This is a genomic window from Flavobacterium sp. (assembly GCF_039930565.1).
Classification (GTDB): Bacteria; Bacteroidota; Bacteroidia; order Flavobacteriales; family Flavobacteriaceae; genus Flavobacterium.
In genome coordinates, this window is record NZ_JBDTTP010000002.1 from 108,354 (window position 1) to 121,172 (window position 12,819).

Annotated in this window: 11 protein-coding genes; all 11 read right to left on the reverse strand. The window is 30.6% G+C overall.

Features of this window, described 5'->3' with window-relative positions; genetic code table 11:
• Positions 1-15: 15 nt before the first annotated feature.
• Positions 16-1,161 carry a glycosyltransferase family 4 protein gene (locus ABI657_RS01275; RefSeq protein WP_348095419.1) on the reverse strand — a complete coding sequence of 382 codons (1,146 nt, stop codon included), beginning with the start codon at positions 1,159-1,161 and terminating at the stop codon, positions 16-18.
• Entirely contained in the window at positions 1,158-2,039 is an 882-nt protein-coding gene (locus tag ABI657_RS01280; protein ID WP_348095420.1) for a hypothetical protein, read from the reverse strand. The genes ABI657_RS01275 and ABI657_RS01280 overlap by 4 nt, the downstream gene beginning before the upstream one ends.
• Positions 2,039-3,472, reverse strand: a complete 1,434-nt coding sequence (locus ABI657_RS01285; protein WP_348095421.1) for an MBOAT family O-acyltransferase — start codon at positions 3,470-3,472, stop codon at positions 2,039-2,041. The genes ABI657_RS01280 and ABI657_RS01285 overlap by 1 nt, the downstream gene beginning before the upstream one ends.
• A gap of 31 nt (positions 3,473-3,503) precedes the next feature.
• Positions 3,504-4,577, reverse strand: coding sequence for a glycosyltransferase family 4 protein (locus ABI657_RS01290; RefSeq protein ID WP_348095422.1), 1,074 nt, complete (start codon positions 4,575-4,577; stop codon positions 3,504-3,506).
• A 1,052-nt stretch (positions 4,578-5,629) separates the two neighbouring features.
• Complete coding sequence (locus tag ABI657_RS01295; RefSeq protein ID WP_348095423.1) at positions 5,630-7,030, reverse strand: hypothetical protein; 1,401 nt, start codon at positions 7,028-7,030, stop codon at positions 5,630-5,632.
• Positions 7,031-7,036: 6 nt separating this feature from the next.
• Positions 7,037-7,873 carry a GNAT family N-acetyltransferase gene (locus tag ABI657_RS01300; RefSeq protein WP_348095424.1) on the reverse strand — a complete coding sequence of 279 codons (837 nt, stop codon included), beginning with the start codon at positions 7,871-7,873 and terminating at the stop codon, positions 7,037-7,039.
• On the reverse strand, positions 7,870-8,778 hold the full coding sequence (locus tag ABI657_RS01305; RefSeq protein ID WP_348095425.1) for a polysaccharide deacetylase family protein: 909 nt from the start codon (positions 8,776-8,778) through the stop codon (positions 7,870-7,872). The genes ABI657_RS01300 and ABI657_RS01305 overlap by 4 nt, the downstream gene beginning before the upstream one ends.
• Positions 8,779-8,780: 2 nt before the next feature.
• Positions 8,781-9,902, reverse strand: a complete 1,122-nt coding sequence (gene neuC / locus ABI657_RS01310; RefSeq protein WP_348095426.1) for a UDP-N-acetylglucosamine 2-epimerase — start codon at positions 9,900-9,902, stop codon at positions 8,781-8,783.
• 20 nt (positions 9,903-9,922) lie between these two features.
• Entirely contained in the window at positions 9,923-11,044 is a 1,122-nt protein-coding gene (locus ABI657_RS01315) for an acyltransferase (RefSeq protein WP_348095427.1), read from the reverse strand.
• A gap of 45 nt (positions 11,045-11,089) precedes the next feature.
• Complete coding sequence (gene neuB / locus ABI657_RS01320) at positions 11,090-12,130, reverse strand: N-acetylneuraminate synthase (protein ID WP_348095428.1); 1,041 nt, start codon at positions 12,128-12,130, stop codon at positions 11,090-11,092.
• Positions 12,131-12,144: 14 nt separating this feature from the next.
• Positions 12,145-12,810, reverse strand: a complete 666-nt coding sequence (locus ABI657_RS01325) for an acylneuraminate cytidylyltransferase family protein (RefSeq protein ID WP_348095429.1) — start codon at positions 12,808-12,810, stop codon at positions 12,145-12,147.
• Between the last annotated feature and the right edge of the window lie 9 nt (positions 12,811-12,819).

A 12,819-nucleotide genomic window follows, 5' to 3' on the forward strand; every position in this document is an offset into this window, starting at 1 on the left:
TTAATTCTGAATATGTTACTTTTTAAATCTTTTATAAAATTCAATATTTTGGCTCGCCACAATCTGTATATCAAAATATTGCGTTACTTTTTCCCGGGCTAAATTTCCTGTTTTTAAACATAACGCTTCATCTTCTAAAAGCGTATTAATTTGTTGAGCAAAAGCTTCATGATGTGTTGGATGTTCCAGAAAGCCATTCATTCCGTTATCAATCATTTCTTTTGCCCAACCGATATTTGAAGCTACAATTGGTTTTTTCATTGCCATTGCTTCCAGCCACGAAACAGGAAACGCCTCAGCAAAAGAAGGAAAAACACAAACTGTTGCCTGTTGAATTTTTTCTTTTATTTCAGAATATGGGATACTTCCTAAGTATAGTACATTTAAAATTGCTTTATCTGAAAACAATTCCTGCATCATCTTCCACGTGGATGAATTACCTGAAATTATATCGGGAACATCCCTGCCTGCTATGATTAACTTGGCATCAGGATGTTTTTCAATTACCTTATTAAAAATCAAAGGCAATTCTAACAGTCCTTTTTTACGAATCAGGCTACCAAAATACAATATATTTTTTTCTTTTGATATCGCCTTTTCGTATGATTGAAATACGCTAACATCAATAGAATTAGGAATAATTGTGAATTTTTTATTTAAGCCCATCACTGCATTGGTTATAACTGCAGCAAATTGGCTTACTGACAATAAGGAATCCGCTTTTTTTAATGCTCTTTTTTCATGAAATTTATTTACCCTTTTTACTGGACGTTCATCCAGGTAACAAAAATAAGTATCAGAGCCATGAATTCTAATTATTACCGGGCATTTATCTGGCTGAATAAAGGATGTTATTCCGGTCCAGTCGGGAGCTTCAACTAAGTCAATTTCCTTATTTAAATAGAGCTGGTTAATAATTTTCTCTATTTTTTTTCTTGTCAAAAACCAGGACAGGCCTTTGAATTTTATATTTTTTATTTGTTGAATACCTACTCCATTATCATCAAAAAAACCATCTTCTTTTTGTCCATATAGTAATATTCGTACCGAAATACCCTGAGCGAGTAAGCCAATAGCAAGATTTTTAATACTGGTACCAATACCACCGGAGTTTCCTGTTTTAGGATGTGGATATTCTGGTGTTAGAAAAGCTATTTTCATCTATTAAAAAAATCTTTTAAAATAATTTCTGTAAACTTTCTTGCTCCTGTATTATTCATATGACCACAAGAAGAAAAATATTTATTTTCTACTACAACATTTTCATAATTATGAATTTCCGGATAAGCTTTTTTTACCTTTTCAAAATAATTCATTCCCACAATATTTTCGCACATTGGCGTCATTACAGTTATTAAATTAATATTGTTAGCCTTGCAAATACTTTTTATTTCCTCATAATATTTATTGTGTGGCAAAGGGTCTAGATTAGCAATATTATTTTTCATATTACCATTTTTGTGCTTTACAAGCGGATAATAGCCTAAATTATCTAACGCATTTGTTTTTTTATGAATTGCAGTTAAAAAAGCCTGCCTAAAACCTATCTTAGTTTCGTATTTAGCATATCGATAAAATGGGATATAATACAGTTTGTTAAAATTTTCATCTGGTTTAAAATGTCTTTTTATAATATCAGAATTATGAATATAGGGTAAAAATTTAGCAGAAATACCTTCAGATTGATTCTCACTAGAAAGGCTTAAATCAGCTTCAAGAATTATATTTTTAATATCATATTTTCTTTCGATCATCAACTTTAAAAGCAATGAAGTCTCAAATAAATGCCCGGCACTTATTCCATAATTAAAAGTTCTTAAACCCTTGTCTTCAAACATTTGTGAAACAAAATGATTATTTGCCCGAGATGTGCCTAAAATAATAACATCGTATTTTTTAGCTTTTGAGTTAAAAACAGTTTCTATTTTTCCTATGTCTTTAGAATAAAAAAAAACATATGTGAAAATACCATCTAAAAATACAGCAATTAAAATGATGCTGATTATTATTTTACCAATAAAAACTAAAAATTGTTTCATTAAAATTGAAAATATATGAATTCTTTATAATCAGAAAAAGTTCCAAATGCCATAATTGCCATAATTGCAAGTGCTATTTTTAGCATGCTTCTTTTTCCTGAAAATGGTTCTATTTTTTTACGATTATTCCATTCAACTAAAATAAATAAACAAATCAAAACTATCAATTCATAATTACTCCGGTCATTTGATAAATATTGAATTTTAAATTCGCCATTTAAAATAATGCGCTTTAAATATAAAACGGCATCTGTAATAGTTCTTGCCCTAAAAAATACCCATGCTATACAAGTCAGTAAAAAAGTATACAAAATACTTAGAATCACTTTAGTAGAATCGAAATTAAATTTCAGCTGAATAGCATCCATATTATTCCGGTTGCTGTTTGATAATAGTAATGGTAAAAAGTAAACAGCATTTATAAAACCCCATGCAAGATAAGTCCAATTGGCACCATGCCAAAAACCGCTAACCACAAAGATGATAAATGTGTTTCTTATTTTCATCCAGATTCCTCCCTTGCTTCCTCCTAAAGGAATATACAAGTAATCACGAAACCAGGAGGAAAGCGAGATATGCCAACGGCGCCAAAACTCAGCAATGTCTCTTGAAAAATAAGGATAATTGAAGTTTCGTAACAAATCCAATCCAAATAATTTAGAAACTCCCAAAGCAATATCTGAATAACCTGAAAAATCACCATAAATCTGGAAAGCAAAATATATTGCTCCTAAAATCAAGGAAAATGAATTCATTGAAGTATAATTATCAAAAATAGCATTGGCATAAGTTGCACAAGTATCAGCAATTACTATTTTCTTAACAAGCCCCCAAATAATCTGACAAACACCTTCTTTGGCTTTTTCAAAATCAAACTCTCTTTTTGCTTTTAGCTGAGGTAATAAATGGGTCGCTCTTTCGATAGGTCCGGCAACCAAAAGGGGAAAGTAACTCACAAAAAGTGAATAATCTATAAAATTGTATTCCGCTTTTATTCTTTTATAATAAATATCAATTACATAGGATAACCCGTGAAATGTATAAAATGAAATTCCGACAGGCAGAATCACATTCAGCAAAATAGGACTTGCTTTAAATCCGGCTGAATTTAATAAATCTGCAAATGAATCAGCAAAGAAATTATAGTATTTAAAGATTCCAAGGAAACCTAAATTAACTACAATACTAAGCCAAAACCAGAACTTCCGGCTTATTTCAGACTTTCCTTTTTCGATTTGAATTCCGGTGTAATAGTCCAGAAATGTTGAAAAAACTAATAAAAATAAAAATCTCCAATCCCAACACGAATAGAAATAATAACTGGCAACAATTAAAAGGGCATTTTGTGTGCTCTTGGTTTTATTAAATACAAACCAATACAAGAAAAAAACAATTGGTAAAAAGATAGCAAATGCTAAGGAATTAAAAAACATCTAAGTATTTATAAATTTAGGTTGGTCTATTTTATTTGAAAAGTAAGTGAAAATGATTTTCTACCATTTTCGGCAAAGAAAAGGAATTGGCAATTAATTCTCTTGTATTAATCGATATCTTTTTGTTCCCTGAATAAACCTCATTAATAATTGTAGTCAAAGCTTTTATGTCTTTTGCTTTAATAATATATCCGTTTTCTTTAGGAGTGATCGCTTCTGTATTTCCCCCTACATTTGTTGTAATTACAGGAACGTTGGCAGCGAGACTCTCCAGTATAGACAAGCTAAAGCATTCCATATGAGTGGGCTGCAGCATATAATCGTATAAATAAAAAATCTCATTAAGGTTCGGTTTACTTCCCATAAAAACAAAACATTTTTCGAGTGAAAACCGTTTTATTTTTTCTGACAAATAGTTTTTATACGGTCCTTCTCCATAAATATCAATCCTAATTTCATTTTTGATGTCTGCTGGCAGAAAACTTACTGCTTCAATTAAATCCTGTATTCCTTTTGATTCTCTTAAATGTGAAGCAACCAAAAAAGTAGGTTTTACAGCATTTCTTTGTTCTCTGACTAAAATTGAATCCATAATAACTCCATTGTAAATTGTTTTGGTTTTTGATTTTAAATGAGAACCAAAATCATTCAGAATTTCGTTTACGGTATAATTGGAAACTCCAATAAAAACGTCAATGTATCTTGAAAATATCAGACCTTTTAATTTTTTATTTATTTTCTTTTTGAATGAATACCCATCTAAAGGTCTAGGATTATGATCGACAGCAATAATTTCTGCATCTGAAAATTTCTTTATCTTTTGAAAAAATGGCGTGCACAATTCTACAAAATGAGTAATAACATGAGAATAAACCGGGTTCTTTTCTATGCAAAAATCTATAAAATTATTTTCTACACTTTTACTTTCATTACCATACAGAGTGAGATCTGAATAATGTCCATGATCTGAATGATTCGGAAAAAACCAATCAATTTCAATTCCTTCCTTTTTACATTTTTCATCAAACTCCCAAAAAAAATAATCCATTCCCCCTACTCTTTCAGGAAGCAATTTATAATTGCAGATTATGGCTATTTTAGTCATTTCTCTTAAGCAAGATTGTGTTTAAATATTTAATAATCTTTGATTCTATTTTTTGATTATAAAATATACTAAAAAGAATCATGACAATTATAACCAAGACCGGAGCCAAAAAACTGTTTGGATAAAAGAAAGTTACTATATTTCTAATCCATACCACTCCAATATATTCGTGAATTAAGTATAAGAAATATGATGAAACCCCAATACTTACGAAAAATTTATTTTCAAAAAATTTTAACCATCCCGGAGAATAGATAAAGCAAAAAAACAAACAGTAAAAAAAAGTACTAGAAATAAATCCAAGTATATTAAACTCTATGTTCAATAAAACAAAAACAACTAACAATAATATATGATATGAAAAATTCTGGCTTTTATATAGTAAATAAAACAATGCTCCAGACACGAAATAAGATAAATATTTTAGTAAATTAAATAAATTTAATATTTTCTCTACATAAACAATATGACCTAAATTATTAAATTGAATAAATTGATAAAGCAATATTAGTATTAAACATATTGCTATAAAAAATTTTCTGAATTTTAATTTATTGAAAAAATAAATAGCACTTGATAAAAAATAAAACTGAATCTCGGGCCATAGAGTCCAATAAGATAAATTTAAATAACTAAAATGATTTTTTGTCCCAAAAATAAAATCGAAAATACTTGGTGGCAAAAAAGTTATACTGGTAATTAAATTTCTAAAATTATGACTCTTAGGAAAGATTAGATTATAATCGAATAATCTCAAAAACCCAAAAGTCAATATAGAAGCAATAAACATTGAAGGAAATAAACGAATAAATCGTTTTTTCCAAAAAACATTCAGACTTGAAGTATTTTCTAGAGAATAACAAATTACAAATCCGCTAATCATAAAAAAGAATTCGACCCCCCTAAATCCTTGGTGAAAAAAATCAGAACCATAATATGGTGTTACAGGATCGTTCCATCTGTAAAAATAATGATATAGTACAACTCCTAAAATTGCAATTGCCCTAAAACCATCCAAAATTTTAATTCGCCCAGCAGAATGGGTTGATTCCTTAATAATATTCTCCAAAATTCGATATTGTTTTTGCTATTCTTTTACTTGTATCCTTTAAATCTCTGCCTATTTGAAGTTTTAGAAAATCTTCTCTTTGTTCTTGCTTATTGTCTTTACCTTCAAGAATAAAATTAATACCATCTAAGTATTCTTTTTCATTCTTAACAATATTGCTTGCATCAAATTGCGCTAATTTAGACAAATGATGATAATCTAAAAACTTCAGATCATCAAACATTCCATTTGCCTTGTTCCCAAAAACTGGATTTATCACAGGTTTATCAAAAATAAAAGCATCCAATGTAATTGTGGATAGCACATTAATACACAAATCACAATATTTCAAAAGTGATTTCAAATCGTTCAAATCTGATATTGAAGGCACTCTTTGTGTCCATGCTTCCTGATGTCCTGCTCTGCTAATAGACCAATCGGGAAAATTCCATATTACAGAAGGAAATTTTTTGATAAGATGAGCAAAACGCGTTGGCTCTTCAGCAGGAGAAGTCCTTACTATTAAATTAACTTCTCTGATTAACTTTTTTTGCACAATAAATTCAGCGAGCATTTCTAAATATATAGGGTCGTTTTCACTACTGGCATCATTACAGGTAAAAAATATAATTGGGTAGTTGTTGTTAATCCTGAATTTCTGTAAAAAATCAATTTTATTATATCCAAATTCAGTCATTGAATAAGGTTCAAACTGGGGAGTTCCAACCACTTTAATTTGCTCTTCTTTTACGGATTGATAAAAAGTAAGCAATTCCTGCTTCATTAAGTCACTCCAAACTAAATAAAAATCAAAATTTCCTGCCATTCTTCCTTTTGAAGCCAGATTATCCCAACTAAAAATAAATGCTGAAGTTTTAATTTTTAATTTTTCGGCTGCATAGATAAGAGGCGCAATAAAAGGTGGACGCTGATGTGTAAAAAACAACATTGAAATTCTATGTTGTTTTAACAAATCTGAATATTCCTTAGTAATTGCATTTGATTGAAATGATAATTGCTGTAATTGATTGTATTTTAAAATCAATTTTTCTGAATGAAAAATACTGGGCAATTTATGAATAATTCTAGTTGCAAAACCTCTCGGATTTTTCGCTTTCGATTTAGTGATATTTAAATTATCCAATATCCCGAAATTACCCTTTTTATGTAATTGTAAATGAGTAACCTCTTTAGCTTTTCTAAAAAACCAGGTAAAAAAAGTCTCTTCAAAAACAGCTAGTTCTATAATTTTACAGTCTAAATTAAAATTATCATAAACTATTTTTGGTAAGCAGGAAAAAACAATCACCTCATCAAAATTGTTTTTAGCCTCTTGAATAAAATCAGTTAAAATAAAATTACGAAATCCAACACCATCAGTAATAACGACTCCTAAATTTTTCATGTGTTTTTATTTTAAACTGCCTATTCTTCCGTGATCTGAGTGAGATCGATGTACTATAAAGTTATTATCAAGAGGTGCTTCAGACAGGAAAGTTATATCACAAAAATAATTTTCTTCGACAGGATTTAAGCGCCATGGAACTACGCTTTTATGATCTAAAACCCATCCGTTTTTTTCTAAATCTTTAGTTTTTAAATCGTTCCATGAACAGATATAATCTAGCCATGAATATCCTAATAACCATGCCTGTTGTTCCAATTGTTCAAGATTTTCTATATCTACAATCCGCAACCCACCAACATTTTCCTGACTTACCGCTCTTGAACCATCACTTAATACAATCCCTTTTATAGAGGGCTGGCAAAAATAATGCGTATCTCTTTTTATCAAGTGATTGACATCTACATTCACAGAGCTACAAATACTGCTAAAGTTTTTATCATTAACATTTGGATTAATTTTCACATACCTGACTAAGTCATAATAACGTATCCAACGCATATTTTTATAAAGTCCCAAACCAGCTTCATTTGCTGCTGTTGCTGCTAGAGGATAATACGTACGGGCTAATTCATACAATCGGCCTAGAATACCTTTTCCTCTACATTCTTCATTAAGATATACATTAATAATCCACGCCAGTCCTCCTCCAAAATTAGCTCCTACATGACCAACAACTTCACCTTTATCATTCAAACAAATAAAGGAACGTCCATATTTTGAGTCTCCATATTGCCATTCCCAAAACTCTTTATTATGGAGTGGATGGTTATCTCTGTAAATTATTTTAAAAAAAGATTCTAAAATTTCCCAATCTTTTACAGTTGCTTCTCTTGTTATCATATTTTGTTATAATTTTTTCCTCCTATCAAATCATTGCAATCAAATCTATTTAACAGTAAATGATTTTCCGCTGAAGTATTAATGCCTCTTTTAGTTGTAAAACCTATTTTGTACCCTGCATTTTTAGCGAATTCAGCCACTTCATTTGTAGAAGTTTCCATTGTTCCATAAGGATATGAAAGGATTTCAATTTTCGCCTCTGTCAGTTTTTCAAGATATTTTTTTGAATTCTCAAGTTCAAACTTAATATGATTAGAATTTAGCAACCCTAATGGATAATGACTATGGGAATGGCTTCCTAAAAACCCTTTTTTTGACAAATCATTCAGGTTTTTTTTACTCATATATAATGAATTCAAAACTTCGCCTTCATCAAAATGATTATCAAAAAGGTTCTTTACAATTTTTTCCTGCTGCTCAAAATCCAATTTAAAATTTAAAATATATTTTAAAATTGCACTTTCTTCATTATCATATTTATATGTATTAATTGCGGTAATTTTGTCTGAATCGGAAAAAAATATATTAGGCAGCTTTTGTAAGAATTCCGAACAAGATATAATGGATCTGAGCAGGTGAATTTTATGAACTGTTGACACTTTTTGTTCTTCATAATTCCTTGAATTTATAAAAAAAATGGCCGGAATATTAAGTTCTTCTAAAATTGGCAAAGCAAAATCAAACTGTTCTTTTAGACCATCATCAAAAGTTATGAAAAAAAAATTTTCTTTAGATTTTAAAATTTCATTAGTATTAAAAACCAAATCACTCGGTTTAATGAAATCTCCTTGACTTTTTAGCAATAGTAACTGATTTTTAAACTCATTGGGAGTTAGTCCAAATATACTTGCATATTTAGATTTAAAGTCAGTTCTGATATAATGATAATTACTTACTGTAAGCATTATTAAGAATCTCTAAACTGTTTTTGTTGATTGAGTCGCCAAATATCAGATTTTTTAAGACATTCAAGAAACAATTCGCTACTATTTCCCTTGCCAAAATCATCATCTACCTTTTGAATTTCATGTAAATCAATTGTTGCTAAGGCTTTCATAATTCCTTTTTGCGAATAGTCAGTATTAATAATATTGGCATTAATTGCCCTGTTTTGCTGTCTTGTCCCTATATTGATAATAGGAATACCATAATACGGAGCTTCCCGAATTCCTGCGCTGCTGTTACCTATGATAAACTGACTATTTTTTAATAAGGTCAGAAAATATTCAAATCGTAATGAAGGGAAAATCCTGAATCTTGAGTCGTTTTTTAATTTTTGATACGCCTCAAGTATAAACTGACTTCCTAAATCATTATTTGGAAAAATCACTATATAATCATGAGTGTCACCTAACAAAGAATTTACGAAGGTTTCTGCATATTTTTGCATCTCTTTTACTTCTGTTGTTACGGGATGAAACATAACAACAGCATAATTTTCAAAGTCAATTTTATAATATTCTTTTACATTTTTTAAATCTGGCAGTTTGTCTGAAAACATTATGTCAATATCCGGGGAACCAATAATAAAAACAGATTCACTAATTTCTCCCATTTGCATGAGTCTTTTAGCTGCCTGCTTATTGGAGACAAAGTGAATATGGCTTAATTTACTCACACTATGCCGGATTAATTCATCTACAGTACCCGAAATTTCCCCACCTTCTATGTGAGCAACCAAAATATTATTCAAAGACCCTACAATTGCCCCTGCTAATGTTTCAACCCGGTCACCATGGACTACAATCATATCAGGATTTATGTTTTTACAATAAGCCGACAACCCCTCAATGGTCTTTGCAAGTGTCAAATCCATTGTTGTTTCATGGGTATGATTCTCGAAAGTAAATACATTTTTAAAATTACAGCGTTCAATTTCAATCAGCGTGTAACCATACACTTCCTGCAGGTGCATACCGGTTACAAAAACAAAAACTTCAAAACCCTCCTGTTTTTCAAGGATAGTAATCAATGATTTAATTTTACCAAAATCAGCACGCGTACCAGTAAGAAATAGAATTTTTTTCATTTATTTAATTTTCGCTCTTATTAATGTATTCTGCTCGGAAAATGCTTATTCCTGTAATTTAAAAAATATTTTTCTACATGATAAGTCATAAACATTCCGGACAATACACTTACGACTGAAGTAATAAAAAAAACAGCTGTTTGATTTATCGTCCCAATCTTACTTAAAAAAAGTATATTGCCCAGATTGTAAGCAAAATTTACAAAACTGTGAATGATATAAATACTATAGGAAGAAAATCCTATTTTACTTATAATGTCAACTATTTTTTTTGAAAATACATCATCCAGTTTTTCATTTATTTTACTGTTTACCAGAAAACAAACAAGAAGAATGCTAAAGGAAATATACAGAAATGAAAATCCAAATGTCATTACAAAAAATGAACCCTGAAAATCAATAAAAGGTGTAAAGGAAATTAATGCTACTGATAGCAGCATTAAAAAATTTTTATTTGATTCAAAAAAGAAAATTAGTTTTTCCCTCTTAAAATAGTAGAAATAAGAAACGAGGACTCCGGCTAAAAGAGAATCTATCCGTAAATGAGACATCGTATAATTCTTATCCGCATTATCTGGAAAATAAATATTGCTAATAAGCCTTAAAATCAGGCATAGTAACATAATGAACAAGATAGCTAATTCGAATTTACTTATCTTTTTTTCTGCCTCTTTATTTAAATCAATCCATATGTATTTAATGGACAACCATAAAAAAAAGGCTAATCCAAAATAAAAATGCTCTTCAACCGCTAAAGACCAGCTCGGCACGTACGCATAACCCCAACCCCAAACATAATTCTGAATAAAAAACAAATCAGATAAAAATCCTGTCCAGTCAAATTGGTGTTTTATTATTTTAGGAGCCAGATATAAGATGTAAGTCAAATAATAAATTGGATAGATTTTAAAACCTCTCCGTATTAAAAATAATCCTGGCTTTATATTCCCAAATTTTAAATATTCTTTAAACAGCAATCCCGAAACAAGAAACCCGCTGAGTACAAAAAATAAATCAACCCCTATCCATCCCATAGTTGTTGTAAAACCACAAAGATATTGATGACGCATCAATACTAACAAGATGGCGATTCCTCTTAAAAAATCAAGTTCCCTTAATCTGTTATTTTGTTTTATATTCATGTAAAAGTTACAAATGCAATAGCTATCATTAAATTATTAAAACCATTATTTTATATGACTCCAATCTAACTGTTCGTCATCGTGTATATCTCTTGCAGCTGTTTTTCCTAGCAATTCATTAAAATGCTCTGCGAGTATTTTTCCGGTACCGGGCCGTTTTACCCAAATGTTTTCTTTAGAGAATATTTCCCCTTTTTTTATGCTTTTTATAGCACAAACCGTTGCAAATGCAAAATCGATTGTTACCTGTTCTTCAGGAGCAGGTTTTTTGATACCTCCTCTCATTAATGCAATTTCAGCAGAGGAAATAATTAATTCCTGACAGGCGTTTTCATCCATACTGCATATAATATCCGGACCTGTACGCTGCATATGATCGGTAAAGTGTCTTTCTAAAATGCTAGCGCCAAGAGCAACTGAACCTAAACACGCATTGTTGTTTAAAGTATGATCACTTAACCCGAAAACTTTATCAGGAAAAGCTTCATGCAGTTGTGTCATAGCACCAAAACGAACCAAATGAATTGGTGTTGGATATAAATTTGTAGTATGCAAAAGCGCTACAGGAATATTGTGCTTGTCAAAAATAGCGACTGCCTTCTGAACACTTTCAATAGTGTTCATTCCTGTACTTAAAATAACCGGTTTTCCAAAAGAAGCGATATGCTCTAACAATGGATAATTATTACACTCGCCAGAACCAATCTTATAAGCCGGAATGTCAAATTTTTTCAAACGTTCAGCTGCTGCTCGTGAAAATGGAGTCGAAATAAAAATCATGCCTTTACTTTCGACATATTTTTTAAGCTCCAGCTCATCTGCTTCATTTAAGGAACAACGTTCCATAATCTCATAAATAGAAACATCAGCATTACCCGGAATCACTTTTTTGGCTGCACCGCTCATTTCATCTTCAACTATATGGGTTTGATGTTTCACTACCTCAGCTCCTGCTCTGTGTGCGGCATCTACCATCTCTTTGGCAACTTGCAGAGAGCCTTCGTGGTTAATTCCTATTTCGGCAATGACTAAAGGTGGAAAATCTAATCCGATTTTTCGGCCGGCAATTTCTATGTATGGATTCATAAAATGAGTATGATTTAAGTGATTGATTTTTGAAAAAGATAAGCTGCGTAATCCAAATCTTCCTGGGTATCTATATCAACAGTTGCAAAAATATGATTTACCTCGAATGGAAATGCATTTTCTGAAATAATAAGATCATTTAAAATCAATGCCGCTTTTGTTATGTATAATAATCCGTTTTCAAAAAACAAAGGCTCTAAATCCTGGCTTCTTTGCCCAATTGTATAATTAAACGGTATGTAGTTATTCTCTGTTATTTTTCCTAATTTTTGATGATTTCTGGAAACAGTAAATAAACTGTTATAATTTCCGTTTTGATATTTGCGAAACGCTTCTTTTAATAAATCCTGAGGTCTTAAAGGATTAGTAGGCTGTAATAATATTACATTTTCAATATCGTCGCCAATTGATTCCAAAACATGTTTCAAGGCAGAAACTGTAGGCTCAAAATCACCAGAAATAGAAGCGGGTCTTTCAATTACTTTTGCCCCAAATTGAATGGCAATTTTTTTTATTTCTTCATCATCAGTTGAAACATAAATATCGGTAATGATTTCGAAGTTCTGTTGGGAATATAAAATAGAATGTGCTATAAGCGGAATTTCGCCTAACGGTAAAATATTCTTATTTGGCAATCTTTTCGATCCTCCCCTGGCCGGAATTATAACAATTGTTTTCATTTATACCGA